Source organism: Streptococcus thoraltensis DSM 12221 (genome assembly GCF_000380145.1).
GTDB lineage: Bacteria > Bacillota > Bacilli > Lactobacillales > Streptococcaceae > Streptococcus > Streptococcus thoraltensis.
The window spans coordinates 47628-72937 of the sequence record NZ_KB904609.1; the positions used below are offsets into that span (position 1 = coordinate 47628).

Consider the following 25310-nt stretch of genomic DNA (forward strand, 5'->3'; position numbering starts at 1 on the left):
TTTACTAATTCCATCTTGAATTTTGATAAAATAGAGACATCATAAACCAATTGGAGAAGAAAATGGCAACCCTAAAAGACATTGCTCAACTAGCTAAAGTATCACAAGCAACAGTTTCGCGCGTTTTAAATCAAGATCCGACACTTTCTGTTGGAGAAGAAACGAGGCATCGTATCTTAACAATAGCAGACGACTTAGGCTATCAAAAGCATTTAAAAACACTGAATGCACCAAAAGTGCGTCATAAAATCGCCATTATCCAGTGGTATACGGAGCAGGAAGAACTTAATGACTTGTACTACCATGCCATTCGCTTAGGCATTGAAAAACGCGCACAGGAGTTACAGTATGATATTATCCGTTTTTTTAATCAAGAACCAGAAAAATTACCCGAAGAAACCATTGGTATCATCGCTATTGGCAAATTCAGTCAGAAACAAATCAAACAATTTAGCACTTGCCACCGTAACCTCGTTTTTGTCGATAGTGACACCTTAACAAAAGGTTATCATTGTGTGACGACTGATTTTGATAATGCTGTTATTTCCGTTATCGACCATTTTATAAGCAAGGGATTGACGAAAATCGGCATGATTGCAGGGGAAGAAAGAACTAGCGATGGCTTGGAAGTGTTGATTGACCCACGTTTTCGCACTTTCCGTAATTACACTCATGAGCAGGGGATATATGATGCTACAAGTATCTTTGTGGGAGAATTTTCAGCTGAATCCGGCTATCAGCTAATGACACAAGCCATTCAAGAACTTGAGCAAGATTTACCGAAAGCTTTCTTCATTGCTAATGATACCTTAGCTGTCGGAGCTTTACGAGCGCTGCAAGAAGCTACTATCAAGGTGCCCCAAGAGGTACAACTGATTGCCTTTAACGATACCCCTATCACGAAACAGGTCTATCCAACTTTATCTAGCATCACCGTCTTTACAAGTGAAATGGGGCAGACTGCTGTTGATGTGCTTAATCGACAAGCCATCAATCCTAGACCAGTTGCTACGGTTACTAAACTAGGAACCCAATTAACACTGAGAGAAAGTAGTCTCTGAGGCAGTATATTATACAAAATGAGATATAACAAAAAGAACAAGCCAGCACTCTTTTGCTCAGAACGCTGACTTATTCTTTTTTATAGTATCACCATCGACCTAGTGAGGATGGCAAAAATAATTTTTTGCCATCCTGTCATGATCGTAAGTGCTCCATCACAGGGTACCTAGTCTTCCTCTCAATCCCCCAGTATACTGTTAATCGAAAACATTCCAGAGTTAATCCGAACCTTGGAATGTTTTTCAATATACCTCGTTATGGGACGCTTACTTATGATCTATTTCACCCTTACACAAAAGCCATCCCAAGGTTTCAAGGTTTGAGTGTTAACCACCTGCTGAATATCAGTGTTTGAGATAATGGTCTCCTGAACAGGACAGGTTAGTTTGATAGCTTGCTCTTGGTCAGAGAGATTGACCACTACCAAGTAGGTTTCAGCTTCAGTATAGCGTTTATAGGCAAAGACTTTTTCTTCAGTATCAATCAACTCGAAGTCAGCATCCACTAGCCATTCTGCTTCCTTGCGTAGGGATACTAGTTGCTGATAGGTATAGAAAATGGAGTTTTTATCTTCTAAAGCAGCTGCTACGTTGATTTCTTTGTGATTAGGATTAACGGGTAACCAAGTCTTCTCAGAACTTGAAAAGCCTGCCTGTTTTTCGGCTGACCACTGCATTGGTGTCCGAGCATTGTCGCGACCGATTACGCGGATACTGTCCATGATGTCAGCCAGATTTCCACCATCTTCCAATGCCTCTTTAGCGTAGTTCAAAGACTCAATATCTTCTAATTGTTCTAGATTTTCAAAAGGATAGTTGGTCATGCCAATTTCTTCACCCTGATAGATATAAGGCGTTCCGCGCATTAAATGTAGTAAAATCGCCAAAGCCTTAGCTGACTTCTCACGATAAATCCCGGTATCACCCCAGATAGACAAGACGCGAGGCAAATCATGATTGTTCCAAAAGAGGGAATTCCACCCCTGACCTAATTCTAGTTGGGTTTGCCACTTGTTAAAGATACGCTTGAGCGCCGGCACATCTAAGCCTTCTGCATAATCCCATTTTGGTCGATCTGGCTTGTGCTGTAAGCCAATATGCTCAAACTGAAAGACCATAGATAATTCCTGATTATCCGGATTAGAATACTGTTTGGCAATTTCAGGCGTTGCTCCCCAAGTCTCCCCGACTGTCAATAAATCATATTTGCCAAAGCTGGCTTGATTCATTTCTTTTAGGTAATCATGCAATTTTGGTCCATTTTCCCGAATTTTCTGATCAGGGATTTTTCCAAGAAGATCAATGACATCCATTCGAAAACCACCAATGCCCTTATCAATCCAGAAATTCATCATATCATAGATTTTATGGCGCAGTTCTTCATTTTCCCAGTTGAGATCAGGTTGTTTTTTACTAAAAAGGTGTAAGTAATACTGACCTGATTTATCATCGTATTCCCAAGCAGAACCGGAGAAAGTAGAGACTAAATCATTAGGCTGATCACGCCAGATATAATAGTCCCTCTCAGGGCTATCTGCGTTGTCACGCGCTTCAATAAACCAAGCATGTTCATCAGACGTATGATTGACCACCAAATCCATGATAATCTTAATACCGCGCGCGTTAGCTTGATTAAGAAGCTCTTCCATATCGCTCATGTCGCCAAAGATGTCTGCAATAGCTTCATAATCAGAAATGTCATAACCATTGTCATCCATGGGACTCTGATAAACTGGAGACAGCCAAATAGCCGTAATACCAAGTTTTTCAAGATAATCTAGTTTTGAAATAATCCCTTGAAGATCTCCAATCCCATCTCCATTAGAATCCATAAAAGATTTAGGGTAAATTTGATAAATTGTAGCCGAATGCCACCAATGTTTTTCCATAAAATACCTTTCTTATGCTCAAAGAAAATCAAAATTAGACCAAGCGATAAGCCGCAGACAGTGCTTGAGTACGGCAAGGCGCCATCAACAGTCTATCATTTTAATTTTCAAAGAATATTACTTAAAAAATCAGATTATTAAACCACTAAGATAGCAAAATCCCCAGTGAGCACCACTGAAGATTCTGTTTTCTTAGGAGTTACTTTAGTCATTAACCGAATTAACGAATAGCTTTCCCTGTTTCAATATCAAAGAAATGCCCTTTGGCAACGTTAAAGGTTAGGCTAACTTGTTCACCCGGATTGTGGAAATCACGCGCATCAACTCGAGAAGCAAATTCCGTTTGACCCAACTTCACATAGAGCATCGTTTCAGCACCTAATAACTCTGATACCAAGACTTCAGCATTCACCTGAGCGTTTGGATAGGTATCTTTGACAAGAAGGTTTCCTGAAATATCTTCTGGACGAATACCAAAAACAACTTTTTTACCTTTATAGCCCTTGGCTTCTAACAGTTTTTCTTGCCCCTCTGGAATCGCGATATTAATGCCATCATCACTTACAATAAAACCATCTTTAACCGACACTTCAAAGAAGTTCATAGCTGGGCTTCCGATAAAGCCTGCGACAAACTTGTTAGCAGGAGTATTGTAAAGCTCTTGAGGTGTACCAACCTGCTCGATTCTACCAATAGTACCATTACCTTGAGGATTCTTCGTTGCACTCATAATGACGATACGGTCAGCCAAAGTCATCGCTTCTGTTTGGTCGTGGGTAACGTAGATGGTTGTTGATCCGATACGTTGATGGATTTTAGCAATTTCGGCACGCATTGATACACGAAGTTTGGCATCCAAGTTTGACAAAGGCTCATCCATAAGGAAAACCTTAGCATCACGAACAATGGCACGTCCCATTGCCACACGTTGGCGTTGTCCACCAGAGAGATCAGCAGGTTTACGGTCTAGGAATTCTGTCAAACCAAGAATTTGCGCTGCTTCTTTAACACGTGTATCGATGTCGGCTTTTTTGTACTTGCGCAATTTAAGTCCAAAAGCCATGTTATCATAGACGCTCATGTGTGGGTAAAGGGCATAATTTTGGAAAACCATCGCAATATCACGGTCTTTGGGAGACTTGTCATTAACCACTTCGCCATCAATGAGAAGTTCACCCTCTGAAATATCCTCAAGTCCGGCAATCATGCGAAGAGTTGTTGATTTACCGCATCCTGATGGACCAACAAAAACGATAAATTCTTTGTCTTTAATGTCCAAATTGAAGTCTTCAACCGCATAGTGGTCTGTATTTGGGTATTTTTTGTGTATACGATTTAAATTTAATTCAACCATGTTTTCTCCTTTGAAATCATTCTAAACTTTTATTTAGACTATTTACTGATGTTTTAAGTATAACAAAGATAGCGTTTTCAAGATATGGTCATATCCTCCAAAACGATTTGTGCAGGATGACCAAAAAGAAAAAATAGACCAATATATAGTTCCAGATCCTAGACAATCGCTCTAAACGATAGAAGAATTGAAAATGTAAGATTTGATTAGAAATAAAAACTTAGAAAGGTTGATTTATAGTCAATGAAAATCAAACGAGGTGACACCGACATAGATAGAACTCAAGGTCAGCAAGTCAAACAAAGAAGGGCTGAATTTGATTTTCAAAGAGGATTGGTAATCTTTTCTGAGCATTTTCTTTCCAAAAAAACAAAAAAGGTTGAAGAAAATTGTCCAAATAGACGTTTCCTTCAACCTGAAACTAGGTTAAACTCTAGTTCTTTAGAATCAATAAATAAGCTAAGGCTAAATCATCCAAATTCTTAAGATTTAGTCCGGTCGTCTGATAGAATTTGTCCAAGCGATATTGAAGAGAATTCCGATGAATAAAAAGTCGTTGGGCTGTTTGCACTAGATTGCCATGTTCCTGCCACATAGCAATGACCAAATCACGACCGTCTTTTAGCCTATCCATAAGCGCAATCAGTTTCTGACTAAGCAAGGCTATATCCCTTTTTTTAGCCAGAGACCAGAGCAGAGCCTGTGCGAATGTTGTTATCAACTGCTGGGCATTCTCTTCACGGGATTCTTGAAAGATGGCATATTCCATGCTCAGAATGATCTGTAAATCCTGCTCCGAAAATCCTGTCCAAGCATTCCCAATAGATACCTTTAAAGAAAGGCCAAAATCACCCTCAATCGTTGGAAGCAAATCCTTGATGATGTCTGAAGAATCATGTAAGTCACTGGCATCCAGAACCAAAAGAGATTGATGAGCCGATAATTCTGTCACAAGCAGACTATTTGGAAAAATATCTTTTAAGAGACGTTTCAATTCAGAAGACAGAGGCGAAGGATGGTGCAAATAAATGAGTTGCAAATCCCTTTCAGCAATCGGTAATGTAGACTCCCCTTGAAGAAAAGATTGCCAACTGTTATCAGTGGTTGCTCCTTCTTCACCCAAGGACAAAAGCTGAATTAGAGCCAGTTCTCTCTTGGTCAGGTTAGCTTTAGGCAAATGAAGAAACCCCTGATTTAGCGGTAAGACAAGAACATCCTGATGAGCAGTGGCAACATCGGACAACATCGCTCCAGGAAACAAATCACTAAGCACTATAAAACTCCCTTTCCTATTGAGGTTTAGTATGATTATAGCATAGAAGATGGTCAATCAAAAAAGAAAATAAGGTAACTTAGTATTTTACCTTATTTTTAACTTTTATCACCTCAATACGATTCAACCTCACATCATCAATCCCGACCTCAAGAGAAAAACTAAGAGTATTTTTCCCTTCTTTCAGCGCAACTGTTTGTCCAATTGGCTGATAATAATCAGAAGGCAGTAACGTCATCTGTTCTTCGTTGCCATTAACCATGAAAAGTATAGAGACAGGATTATCGTCTGTGTATATATCCACAGTTTTCACATAAGCTAAAACGGTGTACTCTCCAGCTTCTTTGACTGAAATATCAAAAAAGGCTTTTTCTTTAGTTTCCGAAAAACCGGTCACACTTGTTTTTTCAGGTAAAGACCCGTCTTTTTCTAATTTTAATCCTTCGCTTAATTGGGCGTCTTTAGCAAGGTAAACCTTTCTTTTCGTATCACCTGCAGGAAGACTTATCTTATCTGTATCTTCGAGTGGTATCATTTTCTGGATAATACCGTTTTTAACTTCTAAGGATTGCATGCGAATTGACCTAGACCAACCTGAATGAGACCACCTAGCAGCGTGATAGACTAGCCAAGCGTCTCCTTTATCATCTTTAACAAAGGCATTGTGACCTGGACCAAATGTTGTATCTGTTTTGGTGAAAATGGGTTCTTTCGATTTTGCCCAATTGCTGGGGTTCATAGGATTAGCAAAAACAGATAAAGTCATTAAACCAAGACTATAATCATCATCCCAACTTCCACTGGCAGAATAAGTCAGATTGACCTTATCACCAATTACTAAGATTTCGGGGGCTTCGTTGATGAGGGGGTTCTGCTTGGTTTCCCAATCAAATTCTGGTTTTGAAATGAGTTGACGTTTGCCTGCAATCGCTGTTGGACTGGACATTTTTGTAATATAAAGGTTTTGTGCCACATTTTCATAGCCTTCCCAGCCAGACCAGATAAAATAAAGACCACTATTTAGGCTCAAAACTGTACCATCGATAGCAAATTTATCATCCATGCCAGCTATGGGCTTCAAATCCCAACTTCCTTGATAGGGATCTTTAGAAGGGTTGGTAATAGCATACATACGATGAGTTTCACCCAATTTATTAAGAGCTACATAAATAACCCATTGCCCATCAATATAATGTAGTTCTGGAGCCCAGGCACTTTCAAACTCACTGGGCATGTCCCAAATCACTTTTTCTTGACCAAAAGCTACGGTACTCAGTTGATTAGATTTCCAAAGCGTCACATTATTCCCCGTTGTTTTGGTGTAGTAGTAGGTGTCACCTTTTTTAAATACCCAAGGATCAGCACCATTGCTATCAATTACAGGAAATATTTCTGAACTTTTTTGAGTTCTTTCTTTCTCTTTGGAGCATCCTGCAGCTACGGCTATGAGAAAAATAAGCAAGCAGATAACTTTTTTCATAAGCTCATCCTACCTTATTCTACATTTGGCACATGGAAGCGGTCATTAATTTCTTTTATTTTAGACAAATCACATTTAGCTTTGCGATCGTAGGTTAGTAGCCCATTGATTTCTTGTTCAACGTCGGTAATTTGAGTATAGCAGTACCCCCAGAGACCTTTGGAAGCGTAGAGAGCCGCCATAATCCGCTCGTAATCCTCCAAGAATTCAGCTTCACTATTTACTTTGGTGTATCCCCAACCTTCTTGATTAGAGACCTCGTAGGCAATGCCGCCAAATTCTGTTAGTAATATCGGCTGATTTTGATATGAGAAACCGTCTGCAAAAATCGGCCAAGCAGTTGAGGGACGACTAAGCAAGTTTTCGCGACTAGATAGGGTTTCTTTATAGTAGGCATACTTAGCTTTTTCGTCTTTTTGACCGTGCATGTAATTATGAATGGCAACAATGTCTGTTTCTGTCGCAGCCCAGCCGTCGTTTGAAATAACAAGGCGTGATTTGTCAATAGAGTGAAGATAGTGGTAAATAGCTTGAGAGAAATGTTGCTCTTGACGATCGTGAGAAATGTTTGGCACTCCCCAACTCTCATTGATGGGTACCCAAGTGATGAGTGACGGGTGATTGTAATCTCTCTCAACAATCTCTGACCATTCTCTCATCAAACGATTGACCGACGTCTTTGTGTAAAGTGGTGGCGCAGCACATTCTCCCCAAACGACAAAGCCTAGCACATCTGCCCAATACAAAAATCGTGGATCTTCCGTTTTTTGGTGTTTACGGCAACCATTGAACCCCATTTCTTTGGATAGCTCAATGTCTTTCACAAAATCATGATCATCTGGAGCTGTCAATAAACCACTTGGCCAATAACCTTGATCTAAGACTAATTTTTGATAGAAAGGTTTATTATTGAGGTAAATCATGCCATTTTGCGTATGAATTTTTCTAAAACCAAAATAGGATGAAACCTTGTCTAATACCTTATCATCTTCATCAAATAAGGATAGTTGAACATCAAAAAGATTTGGATTTTCCGGTGTCCAACTCCTGCCATCGTCATGGAAGTTGGTCGCAAAAATATGATTTTGAAGAACATTGACAGCGACGTCAACCTTATGAGACAAAACTTTCTGACGACCCTCGCTTACCAAGGTATTTCCATATTGAACACGATATTGAAAGGTTTTTCCTAGAAGATTTTTCCCGATTAAATGTGTTTCAATCTCAACTCTTCCTGCATCGTAATCAATATGATAGTAAGCCCGGTGGATATAGTTCTCCGATACTTCTTCCAACCAAACGGTCTGCCAAATACCAGTAGAGTTGGTATACCAAATCCCACGTGATTCTTTTTCCCAAAATTGTTTCCCACGAGGCATTTCTTCATCATCGTGTTGATCCTTAGCGCGAACAACCAAAAGTTGACTTATCGCTTCCACTAAGGCGTCTGTCACATCGACTTCAAATGGTGTGTTACCACCTAAATGACTGGCGACAAGTTGACCATTTAGGAAAATCTGCGCCTCATAATCAACTGCACCAAAATGTAAAATCAACCGCTTATCATCTTTTTTGACATAGTCAAAACGGCGACGGTACCACACAATATCATGAACTTTGCGATCATTAATACCACTTGCTTGCGATTGATATACAAAAGGAACCTCGATTTTACGAGTAAAGGAATCATTTTCCGATACAAACCATTTTTCGCGAATCCCTAAATCATCATCATCAAATTCAAAATCCCATTGTCCGTTTAGATTTGTCCAATTGTCTCTTTGAAATTGTGGACGTGGGTATTCTTTTCTTTTCATTTCCAAAAACTCCTTACCATTACTTCATTCCGCTTTGTAATGACATTGATTGCATAAAGTACTTTTGAGCTACTAGGTATAGTAAAAATGTAGGAACTAGCGCTAAAATAGCTCCAGCAGTTGATAAGCCTGGGAAAGTTTGGTACTGTCCCTGCAACAGTTGCAAACCCGGTGTGATTGGCATGCGGCTAACATCTGTCATTACGATTGATGGCCACAAAAAGTCATTCCATGATGCTGTAAAGCTAAACAAAGCAACAACTAACAAAATAGGCTTAATTAAGGGGAAAATAATATGCCAGAAAATCTGAAATTCATTTGCCCCATCAATATAGGCTGATTCGTCCAATTCCACTGGAATAGCTCTCATAAATTGCCTTACTAAAAACACATTGTAAACACTTGCCAGACCTGGTACAATGATGGCTAAAAAAGTATTCGCCCAGCCTAAACTACTGATAATTTTGAAATTCGGAATAAGGTTAATGACCGTCGGAAACATCATACTTCCCAGCAGCACTGAAAAAACAAAATCCCTTCCCGGCCATTGAATCCGAATAAAGCCATAGGCTGCAAAAGCTGTGATAAAAACAGTTAGAACCATAAAGGCTGTGGAAATAATCAATGAGTTCATAAACCATTGAAACACAGGTGAGGCTTCGCTGTTATTCATTAGCGTAGCGTAATTCTCAAAGGTCCATACCTTTGGAAGAAAGCTAAATCCAGAAGAGGCAATTTCATCTTGTGATTTGAAAGAGGTAAACACTGCCCAGATAAGAGGTAATATCCAAAATAGGCAAACAATAGATAGAATGATGAAGGATACGTTTTTAGCTAATTTTGATTGTTTCATTATTCTTTCTCCTATTGATTCATTTTACGTACAGCTATGAATTGGAATACAGATACGAGCATAATTCCCAAGCCTAGCAAAATTGACATTGCAGACGCCATACCAGCTTGTGGAATACCTGAACTAAAGGCTGCTTGTTGAATGTACATGAGTAACACACTAGTTGAGCCATTAGGCCCACCATTAGTCAACATCAGCGGTTGACCGTAAACATTCAATTGAGCGATTGATGTCATAACGGTAGTAAACAATAATTGATCTCGGATACTTGGTAACTGGATACTGAAAAAAATGCGCTTGCGACTGGCACCATCAATTTGAGCGGCTTCAATCATTTCTGAGTTAACGCCATTGAGAGAGGCAACGTAAATGATAAGATTGCTCCCCATGGTCCACCAAACCGTCACCAAAGCTAGAGAAAACCAAGCCCAAGGTTGCTCACCAGTAAAGAAAATATCTAGTCCAAATAAACTTTGCGGCCCGTAAGAAATGCTGAGTAAGAAAGCCCAGATAATCATAACGGCAGAGATAGCAAACAGACTGGGCATATATAAGACAGCTTGGAAGAATCCCATAAATCTAGGTTTATTCATCAATAGCACTGCTAAAAATAGTGGTACAATGATACAAAATGGCACGGTTATCAAAGCAAATAAGAAGGTGTGTCGAAAGCCTTCTACAAACTGAGTATGCCAAATCGATGTCTTATCAAACAAGATTGTCTTAAAATTTTCTAACCCTACCCAGATGGGAGTTGAATAGATATCCCAATTAGTAAACGAAACATATAACCCCATTACTGCTGGCAGTAAGAAAAAAGTAATAAATAAAACTAGGAAAGGTGAGACAAACAACAAGGTCCACCAACTCCACTTTTTCTGAAGTTTATTTTTTTTCATAACTTTATTTCCTCATTTATAAATTAAAAGACAAGTTATTGCAGCTCATAGATTTCCAACAACTTGTCTTTCTATTAGAAGGAAAACTTTCTAATATTAATTATTTAGCAATTTGAGATTCAACGGTTTGTTGAATTTTGGTGAAGGTATCATTGATGTCTGCCTTGCCATCCAACATATCCATACCTTTTGGATCAAAGGCTGTCATAAATGGCGACATCCCTGGATCTGTATTGATTGTGATAGCTTTTTGTGCTTTCTCGTCAGTCACAAGGAATGATTGCGGAAGTTTGGTGTAGGCTTCATTATCTTGCATGGCAAGTGAGGTTGGGTTAGCTCCTGATTTTACAATTTCATCTTGATTGGATTGTAACCAAGTGAGGAAGTCAACCATCCCTTTTTCGAGATTTTTAGAACGACCGTCATTTGTTTTGAAAATAGCAAATTGTCCAGCTCCTGAAGCATTGACCACTTTGTTTTCGTCCCATTGTAACGTTAGCGTTTCGCCCCATTCAAAATCTTTAATTTCTTGATATTGACTTAACATCCAAGTTCCTTCTGGATTGAAGATAACTTTTCCGTTCATGAAGGCTTTAACAGCATCTTTTCCACTCGGTACGACATAGCCTTTGGAATAAAGGTTTTTCCATTCTCCCCAAGCCTTCTTAGCTGTTTTGTTATCAATGTTGAACTTGCCGTCACCATCACGCCATTTACCGCCCATTTGAAGGTAAATATTCATGAAGTTTTGAGATGCCCAGTCATTACTTGTTGCATAAATGCCATCTTTTTTAGCAGCTTCTCCAGCCTTTTCAACCTCTGCATAGGTAACAATGCCGTCATCCAAAGCTCCCGAAGCATATTTATCGACAAGATCCTTGTTGTAATACATTACCCAAGTATCCATCTTGTCTGGAACACCATATTGTTTTCCATCTAATGTCCCAATTTCCCAAGCTGCGGGCACGTATTGTTTGGCATTAATATCGGAATCTTTGATAAGAGAATCCCAGCTATCCAAAACGCCTAAATCTTTATAGTAAGGCAACTGTTCCGAAGCTAATTCTGCAATATCTGGCAAGCCCTTTCCTGATTTTCCAGCTGTTGTTAATTTTTGTTTCAAGGTATCAGCTTTCATTGGAACCATTTTTACTTTGTAAGCTGGATTTGTATCGTTGTAACGATTAATAGTCTTTTGATAATTTTCTAAGTCAGGTCCTGAAAAAGCAGACCAGACTGTAATAGTCCCCGTTTTATCACCTGTGGTTTGTTTAGTGTTGCTCCCTTTATCACCACCATTACCACATGCAGCCAGTAAGAATGCACTTGATAAAGCCACACCTGTCATTAACCATGTTTTTTTCTTCATTTTGATTTCCTTTCGTTTTCCATTTAAAGAAAATGATGTAATGTATTATTAGGTATTCAAAAAACGTTTTTTGTATGACCTTATTATATTTCTGAAAGAAAGCGCTGTCAACATAAAAACGTCGTTTTAAACTTTCTTTTTTTGGAAATTGACATTTAAAAGAAAGCGTTTTATAATAAAGTTATACTTCTTAAAGGAGATCCATATGGATATAGATATTAAACAGCAAAATGAAAAAGCATTATCTATCTTCCAAGCTTTATCACACGTTGATCGCTTAAAAATTATTGAACTGATTGAATTTCAAAATGTTCCTATCAATCGCTTAAAAGAGGAGTTGCAAATCAGTTCTTCGAGTCTTAGTAAACACCTCAAAGTTTTAGAAAACGCTGATTTGATTTCCTTGACTTATGGAAAAAATGAATTCTGGAAGCAAAAGTTTGTCAGTTTAAATACTGATACTATTAACATACATTTTCCGCAACGCGTTTTCCCCGAGCTCTCTAAAATCCGAGAAAGTGTCCGAATTGGACATTTCTTAGACTTTTCAGCTGCTCCCTCTTGTGGTTTAGCCACATCCCAAAAAGTAATTGGCCGCATTGATGATTCAAAATCTTTTCTCAATCAAAACAGAGTTGATGCCAGTCTTATCTGGCTTAGTCAAGGATTTTTGGAGTACAAGATTCCCAAACCTTTAAAAAACGGTGACAAAATAGAAATGCTCGACATCAGTTTAGAAGTCGCCTCAGAATTTCCCATTTCCAATAATACTTGGCCAACCAATTTAAAACTTATCTTAAACAATATCCCAATTGGTACGATGACCATCCCAGGTAATTTTTCAGATGTACGAGGTGTCTACACACCATCTTGGTGGGCAGATGAATTCAGTCAGTATGGTCTTTTAAAACATATTCGCATCAACCATTCCGATACTTCCATCGATGGTGTCAAAGTTTCTGACCACAATTTAACAGAAACTAAAATTGAAAACGAAGATTTTATCACTTTTAGAATCGAAGTGGAACAAATCGAAAACCGATATGGTGGATTAACTATTTTTGGTGAAAATTGGGGCAACCATCCTCAAGACATCAATTTTGATTTTTACGTATCATAGAAAGGAACTACAAATGTTACAAACACAACAAGTCAACACACCTAACGACACTATTAGCAAGATCACTTTATCAAATGGTAACGAAACCTCTATTGTCGTTTCAAATCTAGGTGCGACACTTCTCAATTTCAAAACGCCAGATAAAAACGGCAAATTGCAAGACATCGTCTTGGGATTTGATACTGTCGAAGAATACTTCCGTAACACTGACACCTATTTTGGGGCAACTATCGGACGTATTGCCAATCGGACAGAAACAGCTAGCTTTTCACTCGATGGAGAAACTTTCCAAATTGATAAAAATGAAGGAGAAAACAACCTTCATAGCGGTCCTAATGGCTATCAAATACGCATTTGGGAAGTCGAATCCCTTGATGAATCAAGTAATCAAGTCACTTTCAAGCTAGATAGTTCTGACGGTGATCAAGGTTATCCAGGAAATTTAACTTTAAAAATCACCTACCGACTTACTGATGACAACCAAGTCACTATCACTTATCAGGCTTTATCTGATAAAAATACCCCATTAAGTCCGACTAACCACTCTTACTTTAACTTAAACGGTCACGCTTCTGGTAGCATCGAAAATCATCTTCTTCAGCTAAATGCTAGTGCGTTTACACCTATCAAAGATTCTACATCAATCCCGACTGGACAAATCGCGGATGTCGAAGGCACGCCTTTTGATTTTAGAAAACCTAAAACCATTGGACAAGATATTGACCAGCCATTTGAGCAATTACAATTTGCCGGCGGATACGATCATAATCTTGTCCTAGATAATCCAAATTTACAAACTGCTTTTGCGACCGTTATTGGGGATAAATCTGGAATCAGGCTGGAAGCCTTTACTGATTTGCCAGGAGTCCAGTTCTATACAGGTAATTTTCTCAATAACCACCCGGGAAAAGCCCAAGCAAGTTATGGAAAGCGTCATGGTTTCTGCCTTGAAACACAATTTTTCCCAAATGCTATTAATGTCCCCAACTTCCCATCTCCTGTGTTAAAAGCTAATACACCAGCAACTTACCAGACCATTTATAAAGTAAGTATTCATTAACAAAGCATTTAAAATCAAATCGTTAACTGTAACTACAAAAAACGACTAACCATAGCATTTTAGCTCTATTATTCCTGTAGTGGGGTATCTACCGCAGAGATTGTAGGGCTTTTTCAGTGCAAAAGTGGGGCGAAAAACCGTATCATCCTTGACCAACAGTCGAAAAATGCAAAAACAAGGTTATCTCATTAATGAGATAACCTTGTCGTGAAATCGTATGGACACTAAATTGTTTTTTCTAAGGATAAACTAGAGGGAGGATTAGTCCTCTTTACGACGACGTGACACTGCAAAGCCTAATGAAGCAAGTGCAATAGCTGAACCTGCTACAACTGCTGTTGATGATGATTGTTCACCAGTACTTGGTAATTGATCGCCATTTGCAGATTTTGCTGCTTCTGGTTTTTCAGCAGAACGAGTTGCTTTGACAGATGAAGCTTTTACTTCTGATTTATCAGCAGCTTTTTGAGTGCCTTTATCTGATTTGTCAGTAGCTTTTTGGTCTCCCTTGTCTGATTTACCAGAATTATCTTTACCTTGTTCTTCTTTTGGTTGTTCTTGACTTGGTTTGTCAGCTTTTTGAACTTTATCAACAGCGATGAAGTCTTCATGGTGATCTGTGTTTGCTAGGTCAAACGCTGCTGTACGGTAGCTATTCAACTCGTAACCTTCTGGTACAGAAACTAGAGATGCTGTGTAGCCTTTACCTGGCTTCACATCTGTGAAGTTAGCGTTACCAAACTCATCTGTTGTTACTTGACGAGTTGAGCCATCTGCTGCTTTCAACTCAACAACTGCACCTACTACCGGATTGAAGCCATTATCAACAACCTTGATGGTTGCTGAAGCATTACCAACTTCTTCGTCTACTTTTGGTGCCACTTTTTGAACTTTATCAACAGAGATGAAGTCTTCATGGTGGTCTGTGTTTGCTAGGTCAAACGCTGCTGTACGGTAGCTATTCAACTCGTAACCTTCTGGTACAGAAGCTAGAGTTGCTGTGTAGCCTTTAGCTGGTTTTACATCTGTGAAGTTAGCGTTACCAAACTCATCTGTTGTTACTTGACGAGTTGAGCCATCTGCTGCTTTCAACTCAACAACTGCACCCACTACTGGGTTGAAGCCATTATCAACAACTTTAATAGCTGCTGAAGCATTACCAACTTCTTCGTCTACTTTTGGTGCCACTTTTTGAACTTTATCAACAGAGATGAAGTCTTCGTGGTGGTCTGTGTTTGCTAGGTCAAACGCTGCTGTACGGTAGCTGTTGTAATCATAACCTTCTGGAACCATGGCAAGCGCTGCTGTGTAACCTTTGCCTGGTTTTACATCTGTGAAGTTAGCGTTACCAAACTCATCAGTTTTAACTTGACGACCTGAACCATCTGCTGCCAACAATTCAACTGTTGCACCGACAACTGGGTTGAAGCCGTTATCAACAACTTTGATGGTTGCTGAAGCATTACCAACTTCTTTCTCTTCTTTTGGTGCTTCTTTTTGAGCTTTATCAACAGAGATGAAGTCTTCGTGGTGATCTGTGTTTGCTAGGTCAAACGCTGCTGTACGGTAGCTGTTCAATTCGTAGCCTTCTGGTACAGAAGCTAGGGCTGCTGTGTAACCTTTACCTGGTTTTACATCTGTGAAGTTAGCATTACCAAATTCATCAGTTTTGACTTGACGACCTGAACCATCTGCTGCTAACAATTCAACTGTTGCGCCAGCTACTGGGTTTGAAGCATTGTCTTTAACAGCAATAGTTGCTGAGGCGTTACCAACTTCTTTCTCTTCTTTTGGTGCTTCTTTTTGAGCTTTATCAACAGAGATGAAGTCTTCATGGTGATTAGCATTGTCTAAGTCGAAAGCTGCTGTACGGTAGCTGTTCAACTCATAACCTTCTGGAACAGAAGCTAGAGCTGCTGTGTAACCTTTACCTGGTTTTACATCTGTGAAGTTAGCGTTACCAAATTCATCAGTTTTAACTTGACGACCTGAACCATCTGCTGCCAACAATTCAACTGTTGCGCCAGCTACTGGGTTTGAAGCATTGTCTTTAACAGCGATAGTTGCTGAGGCGTTACCAACTACTTCATCTTCTTTTAGTGTTTCTACTACTGGCTCACTAGCTTTCTCAACTTTATTAACGTTGATGAAATCTTCATAATGGTCAGTGTTTTTCAATGAAAAGCTTGGACGGAAACCTGTTGCTTCATAGCCTTCTGGTACAGTTGCAACTGCTGCTGAATAGTTTCCTGGCTTCACATCTGTGAAGTTAGCATTACCAAATTCATCAGTCGCAACTTGACGACCTGAACCATCTGCTGCTAACAATTCAACTGTTGCGCCAGCTACTGGGTTTGAAGCATTGTCTTTAACAGCAATAGTTGCTGAGGCACTGCCGACAACGTCTTGATTAACAATTGAAGCTGCGTTGTCTGATGGAACTTGATCAGCAGATACTGCTTGAGTATTCATACCTAAAAAGGCAATACCTACCAAAACAGATGCTGTGCCTACGCTAAGTTTCTTGATTGAGTAGCGTTGTTGTGTTTGAGAACTATCATGTTTACCCTTATAAAACATATTTAATCCCATTCCTTTCTTTATGTAAAGCAAAATAATAGGTAACAGCTAAACATCATAATAACCGTTACTAGCAACTAGTTTATATTATTTAAAAATTTTAATATTTACATTTCTTTGTTTTTTGTCACCTTTAAAGAATTTTTTTCTTATATAATGTTTCGAAAATCTAAAAATATTCACAAACAAAGCAAATGTTGCCCTTTTTCCAACCTTTGTGTGTGACATCGGAGTGAAATAAAAGTGACAAAAAGTAGTTATCCGCATCATAATCAGATAACCGAACGAAGAATTATTAGGGGATTTTCTAATATTTTAAAACAGACCAAAACGATTAAATCGATTAAAGTGGCCCAAATTGCATTTGCCTCCCGCATCAGTCGACAAACCTTTTATAAATATTATGAGTCAAAAGAGGATTTTATTGAACAATCGATTACTATTATCCTCGATGATATTACTAAAATATTGACTAATGATCTCGAGTTTGGATTTGATGTCATTGTTGAAATGTTAACCTATATAAGAGATAATCATGACATCATACTCCCTTTTATTCATTATTATCCTAATATTGACAATATCTTAACAAACTATATCAGGACAACTGTCATGAACTCAAGGATTGATGATATAAAAGAACAATTAGAACAGGCTTATCAGCTTCCTTTTATTTATTCACTCGAAGTCTATATTACTACGATTAAAATTATCATTACAACTTGGATAATCAATGATGTGCAGACACCACCAGATAAAATTGCAACTTATATTCTCAAGTCTGTTAAGATTTAACGGTATTATCCCAACCCTCTAATGCAGTAGTTATAAAAAGAAACAAGCCCTGAAGGTATTCCCCACTTATTAGAGCTTGTTCCTTTTTATAACTATCTTATGTTACCAAGCTATCTGCGCTAATTGGTAATTATAGTCAAACGAATTAACTTTCAGAACAAGGAACAAACAAAGACGCAGACAGTGCTTGATACTCAATGAAAATCCAAAGCAGGCTAGCCGACACAGATAACAGATAGAACTGTCTTCATCAAATCAAGTTAACGACGTCTGCTTTTGATTTTAGAAGAGTATGAGTAGGACAAGTCGAAAGTGACCACGTATCACAGTTAATACAAAAGACTATACATAGAAACAGCTCCCCTAGCTACTTCATAAAGCAAAAAGAGGTTGTTATTATCAGAAATCAAATAGCGACAATATAGTCAAATGAATTAACTTTGAGACAAAGAACTGAGACGCGGGCAGCACTTGAGTAGGGCAAGGCGAAAGTAACGATGTCTCAACCTTAATTCAAAAGACTATAGTTTACTCGGTCATCTGCCCCAAGTTATAGCAGCTTCTATTGCTGCCTTATCCTTAAAAGCTAAAGTGGCGGTACAGCCTCTTTTAAGAACTATCCCTATGATAGCGTATGCTTATTTCGCTTTGCTAGAATGCATCAAACTATCCATATCCTTTTATAGCGTTTGGTTTACAAAAGTTATTATGACTTGTATTCAAAAATTCATTTCAGCTCAAAAATTTCTATCGCTCCACGATATGAAAAGAAAGTACGGTCAAAAAAGCATGTGTTTTTTCCCAACCTTCATAAAGCATTAGCCATAAACTAGCGATAGCCTTTTAACTCCTATAAAAACACGCCTCACTCTAAAAAGAATGAGGCGTGTTTTACGTTATGATTGCAACAATGCACAGCTTTCGCTATGTTCACCATATTGACTTTAGAAGAAGGTCAGTCAATCTATTTGTTGGGTTGAAAGGCTCACTTCTCCGACTGCTTCAGGTGAAAATGTGCGAGTGAATTGATTATTTGATAACAATATTGACTAGTTTATTCGGCACTGCGATAACCTTAATGATGTCCTTGCCTTCAATTTCAGCTTTGACTTTTTCATCTGCCATAGCTAGCGCTTCGAGTTCTTCACGGCTGGCGTCTTTTGGAACGACTAATTTAGCACGCACTTTCCCCTTGATTTGAACAACAATTTCGATTTCGTTTTCAACGAGTTTCTTTTCATCCCATGTTGGCCAAGCGACATGTGAAATTGATTGACCTGACTCGGTCAAGGATTGCCACAACTCTTCACCCAAGTGTGGTGCAAATGGTGCAATCAACTGAACGAATCCCTTGGCGTAGTCCACAAAGAGTTTGTCCTCTTTATTGGCTGCGTTCACAAAGATCATGAGTTGGGCGATAGCTGTGTTGAATTTTAGTTCTTCAATTTGTTCTGTCACAGCTTTAACGGTTTCATGATAAACCTTGTCCAAAGCTCCGCTATTTTCCGACGAAATATCTTTAGTCGTAATGAGACGGTAAACACGGTCGAGGAACTTGCGAGCTCCTTCTAAACCTTCTTCAGACCAGGCGATTGAAGCGTCAAGTGGTCCCATAAACATCTCATAGACGCGAAGTGTATCTGCACCGTACTGCTCAACCACATCATCAGGATTGACAACGTTTTTGAGAGATTTAGACATTTTAGCAGGTGCTTGTTCAAGCTCTTCCCCTGTTTCGATATTGAAGAATGACCCGTCACGTTTTTCCACCTTGTCCGTCGCAACGAGCGCTCCACGGCTATCACGATAACTTGTTCCCAAAATCATTCCTTGGTTAAAGAGTTTTTGGAATGGTTCTTTGGTCGGAACAACTCCCAAGTCATAGAGAACCTTGTGCCAGAAGCGAGCGTAAAGCAAGTGAAGAACGGCATGTTCAGCCCCACCAACATAGATATCAACTGGCAACCATTGTTTCAAAAGGTCTTCATCAGCTAATTTTTCATCGTTGTGTGGATCAATATAACGAAGATAGTACCAGCTTGAACCGGCCCATTGCGGCATGGTGTTGGTTTCACGACGCCCCTTGACACCATCTTCACGTGTCACTTCAAGCCAGTCAGTGATATTGGCAAGTGGTGACTCTCCAGTTCCTGAAGGGCGAATGTCTTTGGTTACAGGAAGGACAAGTGGCAATTCACTTTCTGGAACTGCTGTTGAAGTACCATCTTCCCAATGAATGATTGGGATTGGCTCGCCCCAGTAACGCTGACGACTAAAGAGCCAGTCACGCAAGCGGTAGTTGACTTGTTTCTTACCAAAATGATTTTCCTCAAGGAAGTCAACCATCTTATCAATAGCTTCTTCCTTGTTAAGCCCATCAAGAAATCCTGAATTAATGTGAAGTCCATCTTCGGTATAGGCTGCCTTGTCGACATTACCACCTTCTAAAACAGGAATGATGTCTAAGTCAAATTGTTTAGCAAACTCCCAGTCACGTTCATCATGAGCAGGTACAGCCATGATAGCACCAGTTCCGTAGCTTGCAAGAACGTAGTCAGAAATCCAGATTGGTATTTCTTTACCATTGGCAGGGTTGATAGCGTAAGCTCCGGTGAAAACTCCGGTTTTTTCTTTGGCTAAATCCGTACGTGCTAAATCTGATTTTAGGCTGGCAGTGCGTTTGTATTCGGCAATAACTTCAGCTTGTGCTTCTGTAGTAATGACGTCTACCAACTCATGCTCCGGTGCCATAACAGCATAAGTAGCACCAAAAAGTGTATCTGGACGCGTTGTAAAGACAGTAAATGCTTTATCTGTATCCTTGATTTTGAAAGTCACGTGAGCACCAGTTGATTTACCAATCCAGTTGCGCTGCATGTCCTTGATGGATTCTGGCCAGTCGACTTCTTCCAAATCTTCTAAAAGGCGTTCTGCATAGGCTGTGATTTTGAGCATCCATTGGCGCATTGGTTTTCTAACCACTGGATAGCCTCCACGTTCAGAAGTGCCGTCAGGCAAGACTTCTTCATTGGCGATCGCTGTACCAAGTTCTTCAACCCAGTTGACAGGAACTTCAGCTTCATAGGCTAGGCCTTTTTCATAGAGTTTGGTAAAAATCCACTGGGTCCACTTGTAATAGTTAGGGTCAGTCGTGTTGACTTCACGATCCCAGTCGTAGGAGAATCCTAACGCATTGATTTGGCGTTTGAAATTGGCGATATTTTCCGCAGTAAACTCCGCAGGGTCATTACCAGTATCCATCGCGTACTGCTCAGCAGGTAAACCAAAGGCATCCCACCCCATAGGGTGAAGGACGTTGTAGCCTTGCGCACGTTTGAAACGACTAAGAATATCAGTCGCTGTATACCCTTCGGGATGACCAACGTGAAGTCCTGCTCCACTTGGATAAGGAAACATGTCAAGGGCGTAAAAATTAGGTTTTTCGGTATCCGTACCTGTTTTGAAGGTGTGATGTTCCGCCCAGTATTTTTGCCACTTAGGCTCGATTATTCCATGATTATAGGTACTCATAGCTATTTCACTCCAATTTTTGTATGATGTCTCCATTATATCATGTTAATGGCATTTTAGCGGTCTATCTCCTTTAGAAAATTTAGAAAACCTTGATAATCATCCTTGAAAGCGCTATACTAAAGAAAAAAGCTGGAGCTACCACTATGGATATGAAAAAGAATTTCGCTTACTACTGGCAATCTTTTTGTGTCATCAATGCCACGCTCTGTCTGGTTACAGCCATTGCCAACCTATTATTTCCTGACCATCTAGCAATTTGGGATACTAATACCTTCTGCTACATGTTTTGGCTACCTTTTCTCATCAGCAATAAAATAAAACTCAAGACTCGCTATCTTTTGATTATTGCCCTTTTGCTGATCCTTGTTGTCAATCCTATTATCGAAACGCTTGTCCCCATCAGAATCTATCCAAGCACACAACAGATTTTTCTTCTTAGCTTATTCTTTGGCTTACTTACAATAGGGAATTATCGCTATCAAAAAAGAAAGAATACGTCACAATGAAAAAAGAATTCTTCTACTATTGGGAGGCTTTCTGCCTGCTCAATGCTAGCTTATGTGGAGCATTTGCCCTGACATTGCTACTCTTTCCTGATATTGTTCCAACATTCGGCTTTTCTCAGTTAAGTAACTTCTTTCTCCTTCCTCTTGTGCTTAACCATAAAATGAAAACCAAGTTTCGCTATCGCTTTTTAATCGCTATAGTTTTTATCATTATTTTATCACCCATTTGGGATTATTTTGTAACAGATAAGATTCCGCTATCGCTGTTTCCTTTATCCATAGCTAGCCTTACCCTTGGTATACTGGCTCTTATTAATCATCTTCGTGGTAAATTCTGATTGTTGACAGTATTTCTATCGATGATACAGCAAAACAATCGTAAGTGAGTTCACTAAGATTATTAACAATAGTTAACTGTCGAGTAAAAGAGCAACTAGATCATCATCTGACTAAAAAACCTCCATACCGCAGGAACTACCCATACATGCTTTCTTTTTAGACCGCCTCCAAGCTACGCGGCAAAACAGTGTCTTTATTGGTAGCTTTAATCATCATATTGAGACAAGTACCATTTAAATCTATCCCAAACGTATACTCAAGGAAAATCAAAATCAGACAAGGCAATTAGAAGCGAAGTTCATTAAATCAAGTCAACAAGCTATAAACTTGATTTTGAAGAGTCTTATCAGCTAAGAAATAGGTCATTCTTAGCAGTGTTTTCCTTTATCTAGCAGCCATAATCATCAACTTTACTATAGTCAAAGGAACTAACGTTCAGACAAGAAACTGTGACGAGGACAGTGCTTGAGTAGGGCAAGCCGAAAGTGACGAGGGGGCAAAAGGCATTCAAAAGACCATAATCTGTTTTTATCTGGCGGTAAAATAGCAAAATCACCTAAAATCAAAGGTTTAGTAGCCTTGATTTTAGGTGATTTCTGTTAGTCTGATGTCAGACGATTTTGAGTATTATAGTCAAATGAATTAACTTTCCGACAAGGCACTGAAATGCAGACAGTACTTGTGTAGGACAAGCCGAAAGTGACGAGGTATCAAAGGGAATTCAAAAGACTATAACCTCTATCAGCTGCAATCAACCTCACTCCAGCAAGGGACAGGTCAACCAAATAGGTGGAAGAGGAAGCGACGCTTTATGGATACTCAAGGAAAATCAAAATTAGAGAGGTGACCTCCATGCAGATAAAGCTGAAGTTGGGCAAATCAGGTCAGCAAGGTTTAAACTGGATTTTTTGAAGAGTTTGATAACTATTGATAGGGTCAGCCGAGTAGCTCTTTTTGTTGTAAGAGCCAGTAGATTGCTCCAATCCTACCTGCTTCGTTTCCCAACTTGGTACTTTCTAGCTCTTTTGGTAAAAACTGAGTCGCTTGCAGCGCACTTTCTAAACGCTGACTAATTCGAGGTAATAAAATCTCTGACCGAGCTAGAATACCACCTCCAATAAGTAATTTCTCAGGATTAATAAGATATAAAATTGGCAGTAAGCCCTCTACAAAATGATTGACAAATTGATCAATCACAGCACTGGCAATGTCATCGCCCCCATCATAGGCATCAAAAACAGCCTTTCCTGTAGCAGTTGGCAGGTCTTTTTGTTGACAATAATCCTTAATCATAGCTGTTGTAGAGGCTTTATTTTGCCAAGCATCATTTTGAACAGGGAGATAACCCACCTCCCCAGCCGAATGCGAAAACCCTCTCCAAACTTTTCCATTCAAAACGATGGCTCCGCCAATTCCCGTACCGACTGTTAAGCAGACCAAACTTGAAGCCCCTTTACCAGCACCTAACCAAGATTCCCCAAGAGCTGCACAGTTGACATCATTTTCGACCGCGCAGGGAAGATTGAACGTCTCTTCAACCAGTTGTTTCAGAGCTGTTCCTTTATAATCAGGAATCGTTGGACCTGCATAGACAACCTCTCCTAAAGTAGCATCAATGACACCTGCACTTGAAATACCCACTCCAGCTAATGCAATACCTCTATCAAGGTAGTCAGTAATAATATTTAAAATACAGTCGGCAATCTGATTGGTACCTTTTTCTAAGTCTACAGGCGTCTCTCTTTCTTGAAAGTATTTCTGAGAACATCCCTTTTCATCATAAATGTCACTCTTAATACTGGTACCACCAATATCAATCCCTAATAACAACATACCTTACTCCTTAGCCAAAAAAGGATGGGATAATCCCCCAAACCAAATTGAGTTTCTCATCTCATCCAAGCATTCTAGTCAATCTCTAGACAAGTATTGTCTAGAAATCTTTTACAATTTAATTTTAAAAACAATTTTTTTGATAGCGACTGAATCATTCACCATGAGACCTGTCTTATGCGCATCATTAGCATCAAGTATCAAAAGGTTTCCCGGAAATAGGACTATTTCACTAGCATGAGAACCTGTCATCTGTTGCCAGTCGCTTTCTGAATCATAATCGCCTAGCTCCATTTGATCTAGAAAATTGTGGTAAATGCGTTCTTCTCCTGAAATAATGTAGTGAACATCATATTCACGACGGTGACTCTCCCAAACGCGTTGGTCAGGAGTGGTTGAGGTGTACTCAATGACATTGTAGTAAAGGTCTTCATCCACCGCATGCATTCCTTTTTCAAGGGTCGCACCGTCTAAATCAGCAAGAATCGGTTTAATCAAATCTAGCAAGGCATGATTGTCAACGCTGTTAATTGATTGATAACATTCCATAACTTATCTCCTATTTCTTAAATTTCAAACGTAATGCGTGAACCTGTCAACCAATTAAAGACTGTATCATTTAATTGAACATTAACCGCATCATGTCCGTATTCTGGCAGTAAAAGATGTTCTTTTTCAGTTTCCAATCTATTGTAAATGGCATACTGCGTTGATGGGAAGCAAACATCATCATCTAGGCAGGTGACAAACTTCACTGGGCACTTAATCAAATGACTGAAATTTTTAATGTCAATGTAGGACAAGGTCTTCAAAATATTGTCCTCTGTTTGATGGAAAGGATCATGAAATTTGAAATAGCGGAACAATTCATCATAAGCCTCACTATGATTGCCCAACTCCAGCACACGTTTGAAATCACCTAAAAATGGATAAATGGTTACACAGTTTTTTATTCTTGGGTTGAGGGCTGCAGCCACTAAAGCTAGAGCACCACCTTGTGAACCACCATAACTAGAAAAGCGAGTTTCATCAACCTCATCAAATGTTGCTACAATTTCAATCAAACTATAAACATCTAAGTAAATATCTTTGTAAAATAGCGCGTCAGGACCATCTATCATCCCACGGATAATCTGCCCCTTGACCGTATTTCCATTAAAGACAGCATTGTCTAGGGAACGACCGGATTGCCCACGCACATCCATAGCCACGATACCGTAGCCTAAGGCTGCGTATGAAAATAAAACTGACCAGTCTGGATTTTGTCCCATATAGCCATGAAAGTGAAAAATAACAGGTACTTTTTCACTGGTTTTTGGCAAGATACAACGGGCATAGATATTCCCATCGTTCGTCCCCTTAAAGTACAGGTCAATGCAGCGAAGATTAGGTGTGTTAAAATCCTGCTCTTCAATCACATGATCAAACTGATCTGGTAGGGCTGCTATATTCTTCTGCCAAAACTCATCAAAATCATCTGGAACATCTTGCCTACCTTGGTAAGTCTGCATAGCAGTTAAGGTCATGGTATCTTTCATCTCTATATAA

Annotated in this window: 19 protein-coding genes; 6 read left to right on the forward strand and 13 right to left on the reverse strand. The window is 39.3% G+C overall.

Translation table 11 applies throughout. The annotated features are described in order from the left end of the window. Nucleotides 1-62 precede the first annotated feature (62 nt). Entirely contained in the window at nucleotides 63-1061 is a 999-nt protein-coding gene (locus A3IA_RS0107165; RefSeq protein ID WP_018380645.1) for a LacI family DNA-binding transcriptional regulator, read from the forward strand. A gap of 278 nt (nucleotides 1062-1339) precedes the next feature. On the opposite strand, the gene dexB is transcribed toward A3IA_RS0107165, so the two are convergent. From dexB to A3IA_RS0107210, 8 genes are all read right to left on the reverse strand, one after another. Continuing rightward, nucleotides 1340-2950: a glucan 1,6-alpha-glucosidase DexB gene (dexB, locus tag A3IA_RS0107170; RefSeq protein ID WP_018380646.1), complete on the reverse strand. Its 1611-nt coding sequence runs from the start codon at nucleotides 2948-2950 to the stop codon at nucleotides 1340-1342. Between the two features lie 220 nt (nucleotides 2951-3170). Beyond that, entirely contained in the window at nucleotides 3171-4304 is a 1134-nt protein-coding gene (locus tag A3IA_RS0107175; RefSeq protein ID WP_018380647.1) for an ABC transporter ATP-binding protein, read from the reverse strand. A gap of 433 nt (nucleotides 4305-4737) precedes the next feature. Beyond that, on the reverse strand, nucleotides 4738-5577 hold the full coding sequence (locus A3IA_RS0107185) for a helix-turn-helix domain-containing protein (RefSeq protein WP_018380649.1): 840 nt from the start codon (nucleotides 5575-5577) through the stop codon (nucleotides 4738-4740). Nucleotides 5578-5656: 79 nt separating this feature from the next. After that, a complete protein-coding gene (locus tag A3IA_RS0107190) occupies nucleotides 5657-7057 on the reverse strand; it encodes a family 43 glycosylhydrolase (protein WP_018380650.1) in 1401 nt (466 codons plus the stop codon). 14 nt (nucleotides 7058-7071) lie between these two features. Further along, the gene (locus A3IA_RS0107195) at nucleotides 7072-8874 is read right to left on the reverse strand and encodes a glycoside hydrolase family 2 (protein ID WP_018380651.1); all 1803 of its coding nucleotides are present in this window, start codon (nucleotides 8872-8874) and stop codon (nucleotides 7072-7074) included. 19 nt (nucleotides 8875-8893) lie between these two features. Beyond that, nucleotides 8894-9727: a carbohydrate ABC transporter permease gene (locus A3IA_RS0107200; protein WP_018380652.1), complete on the reverse strand. Its 834-nt coding sequence runs from the start codon at nucleotides 9725-9727 to the stop codon at nucleotides 8894-8896. 11 nt (nucleotides 9728-9738) lie between these two features. Next, entirely contained in the window at nucleotides 9739-10626 is an 888-nt protein-coding gene (locus A3IA_RS0107205; RefSeq protein ID WP_018380653.1) for a carbohydrate ABC transporter permease, read from the reverse strand. 100 nt (nucleotides 10627-10726) lie between these two features. After that, nucleotides 10727-11995 (reverse strand): ABC transporter substrate-binding protein, encoded by a 1269-nt coding sequence (locus A3IA_RS0107210; RefSeq protein ID WP_018380654.1) that lies wholly within the window; start codon nucleotides 11993-11995, stop codon nucleotides 10727-10729. Between the two features lie 205 nt (nucleotides 11996-12200). Here A3IA_RS0107210 and A3IA_RS0107215 point away from each other — a divergent pair, with 205 nt between their 5' ends. Next, complete coding sequence (locus A3IA_RS0107215) at nucleotides 12201-13115, forward strand: ArsR family transcriptional regulator (RefSeq protein ID WP_018380655.1); 915 nt, start codon at nucleotides 12201-12203, stop codon at nucleotides 13113-13115. Between the two features lie 13 nt (nucleotides 13116-13128). Next, complete coding sequence (locus A3IA_RS0107220; protein WP_018380656.1) at nucleotides 13129-14175, forward strand: aldose epimerase family protein; 1047 nt, start codon at nucleotides 13129-13131, stop codon at nucleotides 14173-14175. Between the two features lie 261 nt (nucleotides 14176-14436). Here A3IA_RS0107220 and A3IA_RS0107225 read toward each other — a convergent pair whose 3' ends face one another. After that, on the reverse strand, nucleotides 14437-16755 hold the full coding sequence (locus A3IA_RS0107225; RefSeq protein WP_018380657.1) for a SpaA isopeptide-forming pilin-related protein: 2319 nt from the start codon (nucleotides 16753-16755) through the stop codon (nucleotides 14437-14439). A 348-nt stretch (nucleotides 16756-17103) separates the two neighbouring features. Between A3IA_RS0107225 and A3IA_RS0107230 the strand changes: the two genes are divergently transcribed. After that, nucleotides 17104-17550 carry a TetR/AcrR family transcriptional regulator gene (locus A3IA_RS0107230; RefSeq protein WP_156802421.1) on the forward strand — a complete coding sequence of 149 codons (447 nt, stop codon included), beginning with the start codon at nucleotides 17104-17106 and terminating at the stop codon, nucleotides 17548-17550. Between the two features lie 1029 nt (nucleotides 17551-18579). Here the strand turns inward: A3IA_RS0107230 and leuS are convergent. Next, the gene (leuS, locus tag A3IA_RS0107235) at nucleotides 18580-21081 is read right to left on the reverse strand and encodes a leucine--tRNA ligase (protein ID WP_026217613.1); all 2502 of its coding nucleotides are present in this window, start codon (nucleotides 21079-21081) and stop codon (nucleotides 18580-18582) included. Nucleotides 21082-21227: 146 nt separating this feature from the next. Between leuS and A3IA_RS0107240 the strand changes: the two genes are divergently transcribed. Then, on the forward strand, nucleotides 21228-21590 hold the full coding sequence (locus A3IA_RS0107240; protein ID WP_018380660.1) for a hypothetical protein: 363 nt from the start codon (nucleotides 21228-21230) through the stop codon (nucleotides 21588-21590). Further along, nucleotides 21587-21928: a hypothetical protein gene (locus tag A3IA_RS0107245; RefSeq protein WP_018380661.1), complete on the forward strand. Its 342-nt coding sequence runs from the start codon at nucleotides 21587-21589 to the stop codon at nucleotides 21926-21928. The genes A3IA_RS0107240 and A3IA_RS0107245 overlap by 4 nt, the downstream gene beginning before the upstream one ends. 937 nt (nucleotides 21929-22865) lie before the next feature. On the opposite strand, the gene A3IA_RS0107250 is transcribed toward A3IA_RS0107245, so the two are convergent. From A3IA_RS0107250 to A3IA_RS0107260, 3 genes are all read right to left on the reverse strand, one after another. Continuing rightward, nucleotides 22866-23762 (reverse strand): ROK family protein, encoded by an 897-nt coding sequence (locus tag A3IA_RS0107250; protein WP_018380662.1) that lies wholly within the window; start codon nucleotides 23760-23762, stop codon nucleotides 22866-22868. Nucleotides 23763-23873: 111 nt separating this feature from the next. Further along, a complete protein-coding gene (locus A3IA_RS0107255) occupies nucleotides 23874-24311 on the reverse strand; it encodes a NanQ anomerase/TabA/YiaL family protein (protein WP_018380663.1) in 438 nt (145 codons plus the stop codon). A gap of 17 nt (nucleotides 24312-24328) precedes the next feature. After that, nucleotides 24329-25300 (reverse strand): acetylxylan esterase, encoded by a 972-nt coding sequence (locus A3IA_RS0107260; RefSeq protein ID WP_018380664.1) that lies wholly within the window; start codon nucleotides 25298-25300, stop codon nucleotides 24329-24331. Between the last annotated feature and the right edge of the window lie 10 nt (nucleotides 25301-25310).

Coding starts and splice junctions, on each gene's coding strand:
- A3IA_RS0107165 (WP_018380645.1), top strand. CDS start 63: ATGGCAACCCTAAAAGACATTGCTCAACTAGCTAAAGTATCACAAGCA.
- dexB (WP_018380646.1), bottom strand. CDS start 2,950: ATGGAAAAACATTGGTGGCATTCGGCTACAATTTATCAAATTTACCCT.
- A3IA_RS0107175 (WP_018380647.1), bottom strand. CDS start 4,304: ATGGTTGAATTAAATTTAAATCGTATACACAAAAAATACCCAAATACA.
- A3IA_RS0107190 (WP_018380650.1), bottom strand. CDS start 7,057: ATGAAAAAAGTTATCTGCTTGCTTATTTTTCTCATAGCCGTAGCTGCA.
- A3IA_RS0107195 (WP_018380651.1), bottom strand. CDS start 8,874: ATGAAAAGAAAAGAATACCCACGTCCACAATTTCAAAGAGACAATTGG.
- A3IA_RS0107200 (WP_018380652.1), bottom strand. CDS start 9,727: ATGAAACAATCAAAATTAGCTAAAAACGTATCCTTCATCATTCTATCT.
- A3IA_RS0107205 (WP_018380653.1), bottom strand. CDS start 10,626: ATGAAAAAAAATAAACTTCAGAAAAAGTGGAGTTGGTGGACCTTGTTG.
- A3IA_RS0107210 (WP_018380654.1), bottom strand. CDS start 11,995: ATGAAGAAAAAAACATGGTTAATGACAGGTGTGGCTTTATCAAGTGCA.
- A3IA_RS0107215 (WP_018380655.1), top strand. CDS start 12,201: ATGGATATAGATATTAAACAGCAAAATGAAAAAGCATTATCTATCTTC.
- A3IA_RS0107220 (WP_018380656.1), top strand. CDS start 13,129: ATGTTACAAACACAACAAGTCAACACACCTAACGACACTATTAGCAAG.
- A3IA_RS0107225 (WP_018380657.1), bottom strand. CDS start 16,755: ATGTTTTATAAGGGTAAACATGATAGTTCTCAAACACAACAACGCTAC.
- leuS (WP_026217613.1), bottom strand. CDS start 21,081: ATGAGTACCTATAATCATGGAATAATCGAGCCTAAGTGGCAAAAATAC.
- A3IA_RS0107240 (WP_018380660.1), top strand. CDS start 21,228: ATGGATATGAAAAAGAATTTCGCTTACTACTGGCAATCTTTTTGTGTC.
- A3IA_RS0107245 (WP_018380661.1), top strand. CDS start 21,587: ATGAAAAAAGAATTCTTCTACTATTGGGAGGCTTTCTGCCTGCTCAAT.
- A3IA_RS0107250 (WP_018380662.1), bottom strand. CDS start 23,762: ATGTTGTTATTAGGGATTGATATTGGTGGTACCAGTATTAAGAGTGAC.
- A3IA_RS0107255 (WP_018380663.1), bottom strand. CDS start 24,311: ATGGAATGTTATCAATCAATTAACAGCGTTGACAATCATGCCTTGCTA.
- A3IA_RS0107260 (WP_018380664.1), bottom strand. CDS start 25,300: ATGAAAGATACCATGACCTTAACTGCTATGCAGACTTACCAAGGTAGG.